This is a genomic window from Nonomuraea sp. NPDC046570, from assembly GCF_040645915.1.
In the GTDB taxonomy this organism is placed as follows: Bacteria; Actinomycetota; Actinomycetes; order Streptosporangiales; family Streptosporangiaceae; genus Nonomuraea.
Genome location: NZ_JBEYZF010000012.1, coordinates 165,029 through 181,463, shown reverse-complemented (window position 1 = coordinate 181,463; position 16,435 = coordinate 165,029). Strand labels below are relative to the sequence as shown.

Here is a 16,435-nt window from a genome sequence, read left to right as displayed (position 1 = left end):
ACACCGAAGGTGTTCCTTTCTAGCGCAGCGGGGCGATGGGGCCGTCGGGGGCGATCAACCGGGCTTCGAGCATCTGCTCGACGTAGGCCGCGACCTGCTCGTCCCGCAGGCGGCGGAAACCGTCGGCGTCGATCACCGACACGATCGGCCAGATCTTCCTGCTCACGTCGGGACCGCCGGTGGCCGAGTCGTCGTCGGCCGCGTCGTAGAGCGCCTGGATGAGCGTCATCGCCACGTCGTCGGCCGAGGCGTCGTCACGGTAGAGCTTCTTCAGCGACCCCCTGGCGAAGATCGAGCCCGACCCGATCGCGTCGAACCTCTCCCGCTCGTACGGCCCGCCAGCCACGTCGTAGCTGAAGATGCGGCCCGCGTCCCGCTGCGGATCGTAGGCCGCGAACAACGGCACCACCACCAGCCCCTGCATCGCCATCCCGAGGTTGCCGCGGATCATCGTGGCGAGCCGGTTGGCCTTGCCGGCCACCGACATCTCGCGGCCTTCCAGCTTCTCGTAGTGCTCCAGCTCCACGCGGTACAGCCGGGCCATCTCGATGCCCGTGCTCGCCGTACCGGCGATGCCCATGCACGAGTAGTCGTCGGTGCGGAACACCTTCTCCACGTCCCGCTGGGAGATCATGTTCCCGGACGTCGCCCTGCGGTCACCGGCCATCACCACGCCCCCGGCGCAGGTGGCGGCCACGATCGTCGTCGCGTGCGGCACCTGGTCGCCGACCGGCGCGGCCAGCACCTCCCGGCGCAGCGGCAGCAAGTCCGGCGAGTGCGCCCTGACGAACTCCGAGAAGGACGAGTTTCCGGTGTTCACGAAGAGCTGGCTCATCAAGCCGGCGGGCAGATCCCTGTGCGATGCCACGCGACTCCCTCCCAACATCAGTGTCTTACGGCCGACCCTACTCATGTTGCGCTGGTGCATGCACTTCCCACGATCAGCTCACCGCGAACCGCCCGCGTACATCGGATCGTTTCTTTACGGCCGCCGATGACCGTGCGATTGTCGATATGTCTGCACGTCCTAAACTGCCTGCTGCCAGGAGGCCGTGATGCGACTCCCCCGCCGACCTGCGGTGATCACCGTTCTGGCGGCTCTCGCGCTCACCTCCTGCGGCACCGGGGCGCCGTCCGGGCAGGAGGGCGTCACCCTCACGATCGCCGCCAACTCCATCTCCGGCGGCAAGAACGCCGAGTCCGCCGACTGGATCGAGAAGTGGGTCGTGCCCGAGTTCGAGAAGGCGCAGAAGGCGGCCGGCAGGACCGTCAAGGTCGCCTTCCAGCCCAGCGGCGTAGACGACGAGCAGTACAAGACCAGGATCGCCCTCGATCTGAAGTCCGGCAAGGGCGCCGACGTCCTGGCCGTCGACGGCATCTGGGTCGGCGAGTTCGCCCAGGCCGGCTACCTCAAGCCGCTCACCGACGTGGCCGGCGCCACCGTCGACACCTGGGAGGGCTGGACCCAGATCCCCGAGGCCGTCCAGGGGCTCGGCATCTTCGACGGCAAGAAGTACGGCATCCCGCTCGGCACCGACGGCCGCGTCCTGTTCTACAACAAGGACCTGTTCAAGAAGGCCGGGCTGACCGACCGGTGGCAGCCCAGAAGCTGGCAGGAGATCATCGACGCGGGCACCGCGCTCAAGAAGCTCCCCGGCGTCACCCCCATCCAGATCAACGCGGGCACCGCCATGGGCGAGGCCACCACCATGCAGGGCGCGCTGCCCCTGCTGGCCGGCGCCGGAGCCGAGATCTACACCGACGGCAGATGGGCCGGCGCCTCCCAGGCGATGAAGGACGTCCTCGGCTTCTACCGGCAGATCTACGCCGCCGGCCTCGGCGACCCCAGGCTCCAGCAGGAGGCCAAGGGCCGCGACAAGTCCTTCGCCGAGTTCGCCGAGGGCCGGATCGGCATCCTGGCCGAGAGCGACTACTTCTGGCGCTCCGTCGTCGCCCCCAAGGCCGAGGTGGCCCCCATGGCCGACCGGGACCGGGTCGTCGGCTACGCCAAGATCCCCGCCAGGCAGCCCGGGGCCGGCATCCGGGGCCAGGACCACGTCAGCATGTCCGGCGGGGCCGTACGCGTCCTCAACCCCTTCACCAAGCAGCCCGCCCTGGCCTGGGAGCTGCTGTCGTTCATGCACTCCGCCGCCGCCACCAAGTCCGAGCTCGCCGGGCAGGTGCGCATCAGCGCCCGCAAGGACGTCAACGACGAGGTCCTCGCCGCCGACCCGATGCTGAAGTACATCGCCGACGAGGTGCTGCCCATCACCGCCTACCGGCCGCCGCTGGCCGTCTACCCGCGGGTCTCCACCGCCCTGCAGGAGGCCACCTCCCAGGTCCTCGCCGGCACCCCGCCCGACGAGGCCGCCACCGCCTACCAGCGCGAACTCGAAGCCCTCGTCGGCGGCCCCGCCAACGTCGCCGGCTGAGCGGCCGGGACGGCACCGTTGAGCACCGACGCCGCGGGGCTCGGCAGGCGGGGGGCCGTCGCCTTCGTCCTGCCCGCCCTCGCCCTCATCGGGGTCTTCCTCGTCTTCCCCGCCCTCTGGACCGTCTACCTCGGCCTCACCGACTACCAGCTCACCGGCCTGGCCGCCGCCGAGCCCAAGGTCGTCGGGCTCGACAACTACACCCACACCCTCGGCGACCCGCCGTTCCTGACCTCGCTCTGGTACACGATGCTGTACGTCGGCGGCTCGGCCATCATCGGCCAGGCGGGCCTCGGCTTCACCCTCGCGTGGCTGCTGCGCGGCCGTACCGGGATCGTCCGCAGGGTCGTCGAAGGGGTCGTGCTGCTGTCCTGGATCCTGCCCGGCACCGTCGTCGGGTTCCTCTGGTTCGCCCTGCTCGACCGCGACGACGGCACGCTGAACGCGCTGCTGCACACCCCCGGCCTCGCCTGGCTGCTCGACTACCCGCTGCTGTCCATCGTCGTCTTCAACACCTGGCGCGGCACCGCCTTCTCGATGATGCTCTACTCCGCGGCCCTGGAGACCGTGCCGCCCTCCCATCTGGAGACGGCCAGGCTCGCCGGGGCGAGCGTCTTCCAGCAGCTGCGCGACGTCGTCCTGCCGCTCATCAGGCGGCACATCCTGACCAACGTCCTGCTCGTCAGCCTCTGGACGTTCAACGACTTCACCCCGTTCGTCCTGGTCGGCCCGGAGAGCCCCGCCCAGATCCTGCCCGTCTACGTGTACAAGGTGGCCATCAAGAACGGGCTGCTCGGCGTCGGCGCCGCCATCTCCTTCCTCATCCTGCTGATCAACCTCGTCTTCGCCCTGGCCTACCTGCGACTGCTCCGCGGCCGGCAACGGGAGGTCCCACCGCCATGACCCACGTACGGCACGCCCTCGGCAGGCTCGCCGCCACCGCCTTCCTCGCCGTCGTCCTCGCCTTCTTCACCCTGCCGATGCTCTGGCTGGCCACCGCCCCCTTCGACGCCAACCCCCGGATCAGCGTCTCCCTGCCCGAGTTCACCCTCGCCAACTTCGCCGCCATCCTCGAACACCCCTACGCCCTCGCCTCCATCGGCAACTCCCTCATCCAGGCGGGCGGCGCCGCCGTCACCGTCGTCGTCCTGGCCGCCCTCGCCGCCTACGCGCTGTCCCGCGTCCGCGTCCCCGGCCGCGACGCCCTGCTGTACCTGCTGCTGCTGCTCTCCTCGGTGGTCACCGGCACCGCCGCCATGGTCCCCATCTTCGAGCTGGCCAGCAGGCTCGGCCTCGTCGACACCCACCTCGGCCTCGTCCTGGTCGTCTCCGGCGGCCTGCTCCCCGCGGCGATCTTCATCCTCAAGGACTTCATGGACGAGACGCCCACCTCCTACGAGGAGTCGGCGCGCGTCTTCGGCGCCTCGCCCCTGCAGATCCTCGGGCACATCGTCGTCCCGCTCATCCGGCCGGGCCTGGCCACGATCGCCGTCTGGGCGATGGCCAGCGTCTGGGGCGGCTTCCTGTTCCAGTTCATCCTGCTGCGCGACCCGGGCAAGACCCCCGGCTCAGTGATCATCTACACCCTGTACACCGAGGGCGGCCAGCCCAGACTCGACCTGCTGTCCAGCTTCTCCCTGCTCTACTCCCTGCCGGTCGTCGCCATGTACCTGCTCGTCAGCCACAGGTACGGCTTCCGCTTCCACGGAGGGATCAAGCGCTGACCTCCCCGCGCGATACTGGCTCCATGTCCACCCGCGCGTGGGTCCTGCACCTCGACCTGGACGAGTTCATGGCCGCGGTGGAGATCGCACGCCACCCCGAGCTGCGCGGCCGACCCGTCGTGGTCGGCGGCTCCGGCGACCCGGCCCAGCCGCGCACCGTGGTCGCCACCGCCTCCTACGAGGCCCGCGAGTACGGCGTGCACTCCGGCCTCCCCATGCGCACCGCCGCCCGCCGCTGCCCCGAGGCCGTCTTCCTGCCCGCGGACCTGCCCGCCTACGAGGCCGTCTCCGCCCGCGTGATGGCCATCCTGCGGGACTTCCCTGTCGTCGTCGAGGTCTGGGGCATCGACGAGGCCTTCCTCGGCGCCGACACCGACGACCCCGAGGCGCTGGCCCGCGCCATCCAGCGGGCCGTCGCCGACCGCACCGGCCTGGCCTGCTCGGTCGGCATCGGCGACAACAAACACCAGGCCAAGATCGCCACCGGTTTCGGCAAACCCGCGGGCGTCTTCCGCCTCACCACCGCCACCTGGGCCGCCGTCATGGGCGACCGCCCCACCGGCGCCCTCTGGGGGATCGGCGCCAAGACCCAGCGGAAGCTCGCCGCTCTCGGCCTGCGCACCGTCGACCAGCTCGCCCGCGCCGACCCCGGCGACCTGGCCGCCCGCTTCGGCCCCACCAACGGCCCCTGGCTGCGCTACCTCGCCCTCGGCAGGGGCGAGACCACGGTGACCGCCGCCCCCTGGGTGCCGCGCGGCCACAGCCACGAGACCACCTTCACCCGGGATCTCACCGACCGCCCCGAGATGGAGCGCCACCTCACCGCGCTCGCCGGACGACTCGCCAGGGAGGCCGCCGAAGAGGGGCGCCGGGCGGTGCGGGTGACGGTCAAGGTACGCGTGGCCCCCTTCATCACCCGCACCCGCCAGTTCACCCTCCCGGCCGCCACCACCGACCCGGCCGCCATCGAGCGGGCCGCCCTCACCGCCTTCGACCGCTTCGAGGACGTGCACCAGGTACGGCTGCTCGGCGTCGCGATCACCTACGAGCCACTCCGGGATCGTTGATGATGGTCTGGTAGATCAATCTCACGACCGGTGGACTCTCAGCGGAAGAGGTGGACGCGTTCGGCGACCCACTGGGCGAAGGTCCGTGCCGGTCGGCCGGTGACCTCCTCCACCGTCGAAAGCACGACGGAGCCCTCGGGCGGCGGATTCTTCTCCAACTGGATGGCGAACTCGATGTACTCGTCCGGACAGCCGGCCGCTCGCATCTCCTCACGAGCTTGCTCCTCGGTGAGTGGAACCAGCTCCACGGCGCGCCCGATCGCCGCGCTGATCGTGCTCAGCTTCTCCGGCAGCGTCAGGGCCTGCGGACCGGTCAGCGGGTAGACCTTCCCCGCGTGACCATCGTGGATCAGCGCGGTCGCCGCCACCGCGGCGATGTCGGCTTCGTGCACCATCGCGCTGCGCAGACCACCGTCGAACGCCCGGACCAGCCCTTCGGTCCGGATGGACTCCGCCAGGTCGAGCGCGTTGGCCATGAACTCCACCGGCCGCAGGAAGGTCCACCCGAGCTCGCCGTCGTCGAGAGCCTTTTCCACCGTGCTCGGATCCCAGCCGCCCAGAACCGTCACCCGCCGCACGCCGGCCTTCGTCGCCATCTCGACGATCTCGTGCCCGGTCTGCAGCGGCTCGCCGTCGTCCCCGCCGAACGTGATCAGGTGGAGGCCGGTGACCCCCTCCAGCGCGGGTCTGAGCGTGTCCGGTTTCGTGAGGTCGCCCCGCACGACCTCGGCCTCGGCCGGCAGGCCGGCCGCCGCCGGATCACGCGTCAGGGCTCGCACGCGCTCACCCGCCCGTACGAGCTGCTCGACCAGTTGCCGGCCGACGGTCCCGGTCGCTCCGGTCACCAGAATGGTCACGAGTACGCTCCGCTCTTTTCCAGGGGAAACATGAGGGGAACGCTAGAGCCCATCGAGGACGGATCGCTTCCGCATTCGAGAATGTCGCCATGAATCAGTGGACTGGATGACGGCGCCAGGTCTCGATCATGGCGACCTGACGCGGACAGCCAGCATCAAAGAGGACACAGCTTCCCTCCCCGCCCACTCCCGCTGTGTCAGCCTCGCCTCCTACTGTCCGCCCTTCTGCACGTACGACCTGACGAACTCCTCGGCGTTCTCCTCGAGGACCTCGTCGATCTCGTCCAGAATCGCGTCGACATCGTCGGTGAGCTTCTCGTTCCGCTCCTGCACGTCGGCGGTCGCCGACGCCTCGGTCTCCTCGACCTCGTTCTCGCGGCGTCCGGTCTGCTTCTGGCCGCCGGTGTCCTTGCTTGCCATGTCTACCTCCGCTTGGGGGACTACCTCTGATGGTTATCTTCCCCGAACCGGCAGACATTTCGCGTCCGCCGCCACTCGATCTTCACAGGGTTGACTAGATAGTACTTCTATCCAATCTGAACCCCGGCGGCGGTACGGCCGTCAGCTCTGGTCCCCCGTGAGGGCGGCGACCAGGTCTGCGGCCGTCCTGCACCGGTCGAAGAGCTCGCCCACGTGCGCCTTGGTCCCGCGCAGCGGCTCCAGGGTGGGAACGCGCTGGAGCGACTCCCGGCCGGGGATGTCGAAGATGACGGAGTCCCAGGAGGCGGCGGCCACCGACTCGCTGTACTGGCGCAGGCAGCGGCCACGGAAGTACGCGCGGGTGTCGTTGGGCGGGTTCTCCACGGCCCGCTGCACGACCTCCTCGCTGACCAGGCGCTGCATGCGGCCCCGGGCGACGAGCCGGTTGTACAGCCCGCGGTCGGGGCGGATGTCGGAGTACTGCAGGTCGACGAGCTGGAGCCTGGGGTGGGACCAGGCCAGGCCGTCGCGGCTGCGGTAGCCCTCGAGGAGTTCGAGCTTGGCGACCCAGTCGAGCTCGCGGGAGAGCTGCATGGGGTCCTCGGCCAGACGGGTGAGGACGGACTCCCAGCGGTCGAGGACGTCCTTGTTCATCTCCTCTGTGGCGGTCCCGCGCTCCTCGACGTACTTGCGGGCCTGCTCGAGGTACTCCATCTGGAGCTGGACGGCGGTGAGCCGACGGCCGTCGCGCATGGCGATCTCGTAGCGGCAGGTGGGGTCGTGGGAGACGGCGCGCAGGGCCTGCACGGGATTCTCGACGGCGAGGTCGCGGGTGAGGAACCCGTCTTCGATCATGGCGAGGACGAGGGCGGTGGACCCCAATTTTAGGTATGTCGAAATTTCCGACATATTGGCGTCGCCGATGATGACGTGCAGGCGGCGGTACTTCTCCGGGTCGGCGTGCGGCTCGTCCCTGGTGTTGATGATCGGCCGCTTCAGCGTCGTCTCCAGGCCCACCTCGACCTCGAAGAAGTCGGCGCGCTGGCTGATCTGGAAGCCCTCGGTGCGCGAGTCCTGCCCGATGCCGACCTTGCCCGCGCCGGTGACGACCTGGCGGGAGACGAAGAACGGCGTGAGGTGGCGCACGATGTCGGCGAACGGCGTGGCCCGGCGCATGAGGTAGTTCTCGTGGCAGCCGTAGGAGGCGCCCTTGGCGTCGGTGTTGTTCTTGTAGAGCTGGATGGGCGCGTTGGTGGGAACCGCGGAGGCGCGCACGGCGGCGTCGTACATCACCCGCTCGCCGGCCTTGTCCCAGATGACGGCCGCGCGCGGGTTGGTGCACTCGGGCGTGGAGTACTCAGGGTGGGCGTGGTCCACGTAGAGCCGGGCGCCGTTGGTGAGGATGACGTTGGCGAGACCGAGGTCCTCGTCGGTCAGCTGGCTGGGGTCGGCCACCTCGCGGGCCAGATCGAAGCCTCGGGCATCACGGAGAGGGTTCTCCTCCTCGAAGTCCCACCGCGCCCTGCGCGCCCTGGCCGCCGAGGCGGCCAGGTAGGCGTTCACGACCTGCGAGGAGGTCACCATCGCGTTGGCGCCTGGCTGGCCGGGTACGGAGATTCCGTACTCGGTCTCGATGCCCATCACCCGACGCACCGTCATGCGCACCCTCTGTTCGTCCGGGTCTGTCTATCCGCCGTTTATATGCCCGAGCCTATGCCCTTCACAGTGCCCCAGGGTCACAGAGTTATGGCACCGACGCCTTTTCATCCCATGTGATGGGGGTTGCAGGGGCTTGGGGTGCGGGCGTGGCGCGGCGGGGGCGCAGCAACCGCTGGATGGGACGTTCGGCGCAGGAATACACAAGATAGGACACCACAAGGGAGGCCAGGACGGTGGCGGTCGCGAGGACCCACGCGGGCATGGAGCCGGCCAGCGGCGGGATGAGCGCGACGGCGACGACCGAGTGGAGCAGGTAGAGCGGGTAGGTGGTGCCGCCGAGCGCGGTGAGGACCGGCGAGGACGGCAGGCGCAGCAACCCGAGGGCGACCAGGGCCATCGCGGCGAAGATGACCGTGATGGTGATGACGACGCCGGTCTCGGTGACGGGCATGGCCTTGAATCCGGCCAGTTCGATCCGGCCCGCCACTCGTTCGAGGGCGGAGTCCAGGGAGAGCCCCCAGGCGGCGACGACGAAGACCCAGGGCAGCCAGGCCGAGCCGTACTTGTGGATGAGGTAGAGGGCCATGCCGGCGACGAAGTAACCGGCGTAGCCGGGCATGACGATCTCTTCGAGGAGTTCGACCTGCAGGAAGGGGACGGACTTGACGGCGATGGCGGCGGCGAGCCAGAGGCCCATGAAGGCCAGGACGCGGCCGTAGGTGACGCCGATCAGCACGAGGACGGCGATGAGCAGGTAGAAGCGCAGTTCGGCCCAGAGTGACCAGTAGACGCCGCTGGCGTCCTGGACGCCGAAGAGGCGCTGGAGCATGGTGGCGTTGACGCCGTACTCCAGCGGGCTCAGCTTGGGGTTGAGCGCCTTGGCGCCGGTGAGGCCGTAGAGGGCGGCGACGGCGGCCAGGCTGATCCAGTACGCCGGGTAGAGGCGGACGAGCCGGGAGCGGGCGAACGCGCCGATGCCCTTGCCCCAGACCGTCATCAGGATGACGAACCCGCTGATCACGAAGAAGAGCTCGACGCCGAGGATGCCTAATCCGGCGAGCGGCGCGAGGGCGGGGAACAGCCCCGAGGGACGCGAGCCCCAGACGGAGGCATAGGCCACGAAGAAGTGGAAGGCGAGCACGGCCAGCGCCGCCACGAAGCGGAGCAGGTCGAGCTCGGCGAGGCGGCCGCCCCCGCGGGCGTGGCGTGCGGTCACCGGCCGGCCCCCTGGAGATCATCATGCACGCCACTTGGACGGCTTTTGGTGGCGCTTGGGTTCCATGTGACCCGATTTCACTCGCGTGAACCGTGAGGCGAGCCCTTGACTACACAGAGCAATTCGGATCACACTCTGCGTGGCGACTTCAAGGGGGAGGCAATTTGCTGCAAAGACAGAGTCGACGATGACCGCCGAACTGGTACGGCGGCCGGCCGACCAGGTGTCAGACGACGTGCGGCGGCGCGTCGACCGGCGGCTCGCGACATTCCTCGACGCGCACCAGGCCGTGGTCTCCGACCCGGACGTGGAGGCGGCGCACCGGGCGCTGCGCGCGTTCGTGCTGACCGGCGGCAAACGGCTGCGGCCGCTGCTCTGCTACTGGGGGTGGCGAGGCGCGGGCGGCGCCGACAGCGAGGAGATCATTTCGGCCTGCACGGCATTGGAGCTGTGCCACGCGGGCCTGCTCATCCACGACGACATCATGGACGGCAGCGCGCTGCGCCGCGGCCGTCCGACACTGCACCGCGATCTCGCGGCGGGGCGCTCCGACGGCTTCGGGCAGTCCGCGGCGATCCTGTTAGGGGTGCTGGCGCTGGCCTGGTCGGAGGAGCTGCTGGCCGGCTGCGGCGTGCAGCAGTACCGGCTGCGGGCCGCGCAGCGGCTGTTCAACGCGCTCCGCGGCGAGGTGATCACCGGCCAGTTCCTGGACGTCCTGGCCGGCGAACGCGAGCAGATGACGGTACGGCAGGCGCTGGAGGTGGTCCGCTTCAAGACCGCCAAGTACACCGTGGAGCGCCCGCTGCAGATCGGCGGCGCGCTGGCCGGTGCGGATCCGGCGCTGCTGGAGGTCTACTCCGGGTTCGGCGTGCCGCTAGGCGAGGCCTTCCAGCTGCGCGACGACGTGCTCGGCATGTTCGGCGACCCGGTGGCGACCGGCAAGTCGGCGCTGGACGACCTGCGCGAGGGCAAGCACACGGTGCTCATCGCGCACACCCTCGGTCACGCCTCTCCCCGCGATGTGGCCCACCTGAAGGCGTGGCACGGCAACGCGGACCTGACCGAGGAACGCGCGGCGGAGCTACGGCAGATCGTGGTCAGGACCGGCGCCCTGGCGCACGTCGAGGCGCTGATCGGTGAGCGCGTCGGCGAGGCCCTCGGCGTCCTCGGCGGGGCCCGGCTGGATCCGGCGGCCGAGCAGGCGCTGACGGCTCTGGCCGAGCGTCTGGCCCATCGCGACCGCTAGGCAAAAAACAACCTGAGAAGATGGGTGGTTCGTACATGACGGAGGCAACTCTCCCCGACGGCCAGTCGCAGCTGAGCCTTGGCACGGCGGCGGCACGGAACCTGGCGACGACGACCAAGTCCGTGCCGCAGATGCAGGAGATCACCTCACGGCACCTGCTGCGGGTGCTGCCGTGGGTGGAGGCCATCGGTGGCGTCTACCGGGTCAACCGCCGCCTGACGTACGCGGTGGGCGACGGCAGGGTCACGTTCACCTCGACGGGCGCCGACATCCGGGTGATCCCTGGCGAGCTGGCGGAGCTGCCCCCGCTGCACGGCTTCGACGACGCCGACGCGCTGGCGGCGATGTCGGGCCTGTTCACGCAGCGGGAGTTCCAGCCGGGCGAGGTGATCGTCTCTGCGGGCAGGCCGCGGAACGAGGTGGTGCTGATCGCGCACGGCAAGGTGAGCAAGGTCGTACCGGGCGCCTACGACAACGAGGCCGCGCTGGGCGTGCTGGCGGACGGCGACTATCTGGGCGAGCAGGTGCTGCTGGGCCGTGAGGGGCCGTGGGACTTCACCGCGAAGGCGGTGACCGCGGGCACGGTGCTGGTCATGCCGGCCGAGGCGTTCCGGCAGTTGCTGGAACGCGAGCCCGCGCTACGCGAGCATCTGGAGCGGGAGGCCAGCGGTCCTGAGCGGGCGCAGAACACGTACGGCGAGGCGGCGATCGCGCTGGCCGCGGGCCACGTCGGCGAGGCGGTACTGCCCGGCACGTTCGTCGACTACGAACTCAAACCCCGCGAGTACGAACTCAGCGTCGCCCAGACCATCCTGCGCGTCCACACCCGCGTCGCCGACCTCTACAACGAACCGATGAACCAGATCGAACAGCAACTCCGCCTCACCATCGAAGCACTACGCGAACGCCAGGAAGACGAACTCGTCAACAACCGCGACTTCGGCCTCCTGCACAACGCCGACCTCAAACAGCGCATCCACACCCGCACCGGACCCCCCACCCCCGACGACCTCGACGAGCTGCTGGCCAAGGTCTGGAAGGACCCGGCGGTCATCCTGGCGCACCCGAAGGCGATCGCCGCGTTCGCCCGCGAGTGCAACTCCCGCGGTCTGTACCCGCAGGCGGTGGAGGTGCTCGGGCAGAGCGTCCCGGCCTGGCGGGGCATCCCGGTGCTGCCGTGCAACAAGATCCCGGTCAGTGACCGCGGGGTGACGTCGATCATGGCGATGCGGGTCGGCGAGGCGTCCCAGGGCGTGATCGGCCTGCACCGTACGGGCCTGCCGGACGAGTACCAGCCCGGCCTGTCGGTCCGCTTCATGGGCATCAACGACCAGGCCGTCATCAACTACCTGGTGACGACCTACTACTCGGCGGCCGTCATGGTGCCGGACGCGCTCGGCATCCTGGAGAGCGTCGAGATCGGCTGACGACCGCGCCACGGACTCCCGCCTGCCCGTCCCCGGCGGGCGGGACCCGCGTTTTCCCCTGCCGCACGTGCCGTGGCGGCTGCCCTACTACCTGAACAACGGAGTGTCCCTGTGACGGATCAGCTCAGCCTGAGTACAGCCGCCGCGCGCAATCTCGCCGAGACCACCAAATCGGTGCCGCAGATGCGCGAGATCACCCCCCGCCACCTGCTGCGCGTACTGCCGTGGGTGGAGGCGGTCGGCGGCGTCTACCGGGTCAACCGCCGCCTCAGCTACCAGGTGGGCGACGGGCGGGTGAGCTTCACCCAGACCGGCGCCGCGGTCAGGGTGATCCCCGGCGAGCTGACCGAGCTGCCGGCGCTGCGCGGATTCGACGGAGCCGACGCGCTGGCGGCGCTGTCCGGGCTGTTCACGCAGCGGGAGTTCCAGCCGGGCGAGGCGATCGTCGAGGCGGGGGCGCCGCGGAACGAGGTGGTGCTGATCGCGCACGGCAAGGTGAGCAAGATCGCGCCGGGCGCCTACGACGCGGAGGCGGACCTCGGCCGCCTCGCCGACGGCGACCACCTCGGCGACGAGGTGCTCACCGGCGAGGAGGGCACCTGGGAGTTCACGCTGCGGGCGATCACCGGCTGCACCGTGCTCGTGCTCGGCGCCGGGGCGCTGCGCGACCTCCTCACCCGATCCCCCGAGCTGCGCGCGCACCTGGAGGCGCGGGCGTCCGGATCACACCCGGCGCAGAACAAGTACGGCGAGGCGGCGATCGCGCTGGCCGCGGGCCACGTCGGCGAGGCGGTACTGCCCGGCACATTCGTCGACTACGAACTCAAACCCCGCGAGTACGAACTCAGCGTCGCCCAGACCATCCTGCGCGTCCACACCCGCGTCGCCGACCTCTACAACGAACCGATGAACCAGATCGAACAACAACTCCGCCTCACCATCGAAGCACTACGCGAACGCCAGGAAGACGAACTCGTCAACAACCGCGACTTCGGCCTCCTGCACAACGCCGACCTCAAACAGCGCATCCACACCCGCACCGGACCCCCCACCCCCGACGACCTCGACGAACTGCTGAGCCGCCGCCGCAAGACGCACTGCTTCCTGGCGCACCCGAAAGCGATCGCCGCGTTCGCCCGGCAGTGCAACGCCCGCGGGGTGTATCCGCAGACCACCGTGGTACCCGGCGGGACGGTGATCGCGTGGCGGGGGTTGCCGGTGCTGCCGTGCAACAAGATCCCGATCAGCGAGCAGGGGCTGACCTCGATCATGGCGATGCGGCTGGGCACCGAGGACCAGGGCGTGATCGGGCTGCGTCGTACGGGCCTGCCGGACGAGTGCGAACCGGGTCTGTCGGTCCGCTTCGACGGCATCAACGACCAGGCGGTCATGTCCTACCTGCTGACCACCTACCACTCGGCGGCCGTCCTGGTCCCCGACGCCTTGGGCCTCCTGGAAAGCGTCGAAATCACCTGACCTGAACCAACCCCCGCCCCTCCCAGCCCGCTCCCCATGTCGCCGACGAGTGAAAACCGACCCCGCCCTAGAAGCCGCACAACGCCAGAGGGTCAACATTCAGCCGTCCATGACACCCCACCCGACCTCGCCACCCACCTCACCGCCTGACTCCGTCAGCCGCCCCTACCACCTGACTCCGCCACCCGACCTTGCCTCGCCACCCAACCTTGCCTTGCCTTGCCGCCGACCCCGCCTTGCTGGGCGACCCCCACCAGACGTCAGCCGACCTTGCCGCCCGACCAGTCGGCCCGCTCCCCAGGCTGACGTCGAGTGGGTCGGCGGCCAGGCGATGGCGTGCGTCTCGCGGCAAACGGCGTTCGTGGAAGGTGGCCGAGGTTCGCGCGAGGTCCCGGCGCGGTGCGTCGTCCGGCCTTCCCGCAGTATGGCGGTGCGGGCCGCTGCGCGTTCGCCGTCGAATCAGGCGAGCGGCTTCGACACACCGTCAGGGAGCGGGGCAGGCAGCCGTCGGAGACGGCGGCATACAGAAGAGAAGAGTGACCGCAGCCCTGCTCCTGCGGCGCGACTGCGGGAAGGCAGGACGAGAGGGCACCTCCCGACTCGGTCCAAGGCAGGTCGGTCCCAAATTGGGCCGGTCCAAAACGGGCCGATCCAAGGCAGGTCGTCCAAGGCAGGTCGTCCAAGGCAGGGGTGACCGTGCCGTACCTGCCGGCCGTCTTGGAACGCGGCCTGGCCGGCGTGCCCACCGTGTGCCTGTCCGACGGACTTCACGGGCTGGTGCCCGAAACGACCGGATATCTACGCTGTCGAGCCTGCGAGCACACAACCCAACGCCCTGTCCAACTGGTGCCCACCATGCCATCGAATCGTTGCATCGCCGGCCAGCAGCCCAGCATTCGGATCGGGTCGCGAGCCTGGGTCATGGATACGAGTCGCAGGCCTAAGTCGTGGGCGTGCCTGAGGCGCAGACTTCGGTGCTACGTCGCGGATCCGAAGCGCGGGTCCAAGTCGCAGATACCGCATCCTGCGGCCAGGACAACGGAAGGACCGTGTGGCCGGTGGCCGCACGGTCCTCGCGTTGGTTCTACAGGTACTGGCCGGTGTTGGCGACCGTGTCGATCGAGCGGCCGGCCTCGGTGCCCTGCTTGCCGGAGACAAGGGTGCGGATGTACACGATCCGCTCGCCCTTCTTGCCGGAGATGCGGGCCCAGTCGTCGGGGTTGGTGGTGTTGGGCAGGTCCTCATTCTCGGAGAACTCGTCCACGCAGGCGGCGAGCAGGTGCTGCACCCGCAGGCCCTTCTGCCCGGTCTCGAGGAACTGCTTGATGGCCATCTTCTTGCCCCGGTCCACGATGTTCTGGATCATGGCGCCGGAGTTGAAGTCCTTGAAGTACAGGACTTCCTTGTCGCCGTTGGCGTAGGTCACCTCGAGGAAGCGGTTCTCCTCGCTCTCGGTGTACATCCGCTCGACGACGCTCTGGATCATGCCGTGGATCGTGGACTCGCGGGATCCCTCGTGCTCGCTGACGTCGTCAGGATGCAGGGGGAGCTCGCTGATGAGGTACTTGGAGAAGATGTCCTTGGCGGCCTCGGCGTCGGGCCGCTCGATCTTGATCTTGACGTCCAGGCGGCCGGGCCGCAGGATCGCCGGGTCGATCATGTCCTCGCGGTTGGAGGCGCCGATGACGATGACGTTCTCCAGGCCCTCGACGCCGTCGATCTCCGACAGCAGCTGGGGGACGATGGTGTTCTCGACGTCGGAGGAGACGCCGGAGCCTCGGGTACGGAAGATCGAGTCCATCTCGTCGAAGAACACGATCACGGGGGTGCCCTCGGAGGCCTTCTCACGAGCGCGCTGGAAGACCAGGCGGATGTGCCGCTCGGTCTCGCCGACGTACTTGTTGAGCAGCTCGGGGCCCTTGATGTTGAGGAAGAAGCTCTTGCCGGACTGGCCGGTCTTCTCCGCGACCTGCTTGGCCAGGGAGTTGGCGACGGCCTTGGCGATGAGCGTCTTGCCGCAGCCGGGCGGGCCGTACAGCAGAACGCCCTTGGGGGGCCTGAGCTTGTGCTCGCGGAACAGGTCGGCGTGCAGGTAGGGCAGCTCGATGGCGTCCCTGATCTGCTCGATCTGCCGCATGAGGCCGCCGATCTCCTCGTAGGAGATGTCGGGGACCTCTTCCAGGACGAGCTCTTCGACTTCGGACTTGGGGATGCGCTCGTAGACGTAGCCCGAGCGGGGTTCGAGCAGGAGTGAGTCTCCGGCGCGGATCGGCTGGTCGAGCAGCGATTCGGCCAGGCGGACGACGCGCTCCTCGTCGGCGTGGGAGATGACCAGGGCACGCTGCCCGTCCTCGAGCAGCTCCTTGAGCATCACGATCTCGCCGAGCTCTTCGTAGCCGAGGGCCTCGACGACGTTGAACGCCTCGTTGAGCATGACCTCCTGGCCACGCCGCATGCCGTCGACGTCGACGGCCGGGCTGACGTTGACCCGGAGCTTGCGGCCGCCGGTGAAGATCTCCACCGTGCCGTCTTCCCTGGCCTCGAGGAAGATGCCGAACCCGGACGGCGGTTGCGCCAGCCGGTCGACCTCCTCCTTGAGTGCCACGATCTGGTCTCTGGCCTCCTTGAGAGTGGCCACCAGGCGCTCGTTCTGGCCGGTCACGGCTGCCAGATTGGCCTGTACCTCATGGAGACGCTCTTCGAGGACTCTGGCCTGACGGGGGGACTCGGCCAGCTTCCGACGCAGCGCTGTGATCTCCTCCTGGAGGAAGGAGATCTGTGTTGTGAGATCAGCGACCTCCCGTTCGCGCTGCGCGGCCCGAGCCTCAGCATCATCGCGAGCTGCCACGCCCCGTCACCTCCTTCCCAGTCGAGGGCGACTACTTAGGACCTTACCTATCTCGGGCCCTTC

General features: G+C 69.2%; 13 protein-coding genes. 7 read left to right on the top strand and 6 right to left on the bottom strand.

Translation table 11 applies throughout. The annotated features are described in order from the left end of the window. Positions 1-19 precede the first annotated feature (19 nt). Positions 20-835 carry a proteasome subunit beta gene (gene prcB / locus ABZ911_RS21180; RefSeq protein WP_358058348.1) on the bottom strand — a complete coding sequence of 272 codons (816 nt, stop codon included), beginning with the start codon at positions 833-835 and terminating at the stop codon, positions 20-22. Between the two features lie 220 nt (positions 836-1,055). Here prcB and ABZ911_RS21175 point away from each other — a divergent pair, with 220 nt between their 5' ends. Genes ABZ911_RS21175 through ABZ911_RS21160 form a run of 4 tightly spaced genes read left to right on the top strand, consistent with a single transcriptional unit; the run spans position 1,056 to position 5,223 of the window. Next, positions 1,056-2,432, top strand: coding sequence for an extracellular solute-binding protein (locus ABZ911_RS21175; protein WP_358058102.1), 1,377 nt, complete (start codon positions 1,056-1,058; stop codon positions 2,430-2,432). 18 nt (positions 2,433-2,450) lie between these two features. Continuing rightward, entirely contained in the window at positions 2,451-3,335 is an 885-nt protein-coding gene (locus ABZ911_RS21170; RefSeq protein WP_358058099.1) for a sugar ABC transporter permease, read from the top strand. After that, complete coding sequence (locus ABZ911_RS21165) at positions 3,332-4,156, top strand: carbohydrate ABC transporter permease (protein ID WP_358058095.1); 825 nt, start codon at positions 3,332-3,334, stop codon at positions 4,154-4,156. Before ABZ911_RS21170 ends, ABZ911_RS21165 begins: the two co-directional genes overlap by 4 nt. A gap of 23 nt (positions 4,157-4,179) precedes the next feature. Next, a complete protein-coding gene (locus ABZ911_RS21160; RefSeq protein ID WP_358058092.1) occupies positions 4,180-5,223 on the top strand; it encodes a DNA polymerase IV in 1,044 nt (347 codons plus the stop codon). A 38-nt stretch (positions 5,224-5,261) separates the two neighbouring features. Here the strand turns inward: ABZ911_RS21160 and ABZ911_RS21155 are convergent, their stop codons facing one another. From ABZ911_RS21155 to ABZ911_RS21140, 4 genes are all read right to left on the bottom strand, one after another. Next, positions 5,262-6,080, bottom strand: coding sequence for an NAD(P)H-binding protein (locus ABZ911_RS21155; protein WP_358058089.1), 819 nt, complete (start codon positions 6,078-6,080; stop codon positions 5,262-5,264). A gap of 210 nt (positions 6,081-6,290) precedes the next feature. Further along, positions 6,291-6,500: a ubiquitin-like protein Pup gene (locus ABZ911_RS21150; RefSeq protein WP_358058086.1), complete on the bottom strand. Its 210-nt coding sequence runs from the start codon at positions 6,498-6,500 to the stop codon at positions 6,291-6,293. Positions 6,501-6,641: 141 nt separating this feature from the next. Then, the gene (gene dop / locus ABZ911_RS21145; protein ID WP_358058083.1) at positions 6,642-8,159 is read right to left on the bottom strand and encodes a depupylase/deamidase Dop; all 1,518 of its coding nucleotides are present in this window, start codon (positions 8,157-8,159) and stop codon (positions 6,642-6,644) included. Between the two features lie 85 nt (positions 8,160-8,244). Then, the gene (locus ABZ911_RS21140; RefSeq protein ID WP_358058080.1) at positions 8,245-9,375 is read right to left on the bottom strand and encodes an acyltransferase; all 1,131 of its coding nucleotides are present in this window, start codon (positions 9,373-9,375) and stop codon (positions 8,245-8,247) included. 187 nt (positions 9,376-9,562) lie between these two features. Between ABZ911_RS21140 and ABZ911_RS21135 the strand changes: the two genes are divergently transcribed. The 3 genes from ABZ911_RS21135 (at position 9,563) to ABZ911_RS21125 (ending at position 13,524) form a co-directional block, all read left to right on the top strand. Next, positions 9,563-10,621: a polyprenyl synthetase family protein gene (locus tag ABZ911_RS21135; protein WP_358058077.1), complete on the top strand. Its 1,059-nt coding sequence runs from the start codon at positions 9,563-9,565 to the stop codon at positions 10,619-10,621. Positions 10,622-10,656: 35 nt separating this feature from the next. Beyond that, positions 10,657-12,048, top strand: a complete 1,392-nt coding sequence (locus ABZ911_RS21130; protein WP_358058074.1) for a family 2B encapsulin nanocompartment shell protein — start codon at positions 10,657-10,659, stop codon at positions 12,046-12,048. 111 nt (positions 12,049-12,159) lie between these two features. Next, positions 12,160-13,524 carry a family 2B encapsulin nanocompartment shell protein gene (locus ABZ911_RS21125; protein ID WP_358058071.1) on the top strand — a complete coding sequence of 455 codons (1,365 nt, stop codon included), beginning with the start codon at positions 12,160-12,162 and terminating at the stop codon, positions 13,522-13,524. A 1,084-nt stretch (positions 13,525-14,608) separates the two neighbouring features. Here ABZ911_RS21125 and arc read toward each other — a convergent pair. Then, positions 14,609-16,372, bottom strand: coding sequence for a proteasome ATPase (arc, locus tag ABZ911_RS21120; protein ID WP_358058068.1), 1,764 nt, complete (start codon positions 16,370-16,372; stop codon positions 14,609-14,611). Positions 16,373-16,435: the final 63 nt, after the last annotated feature.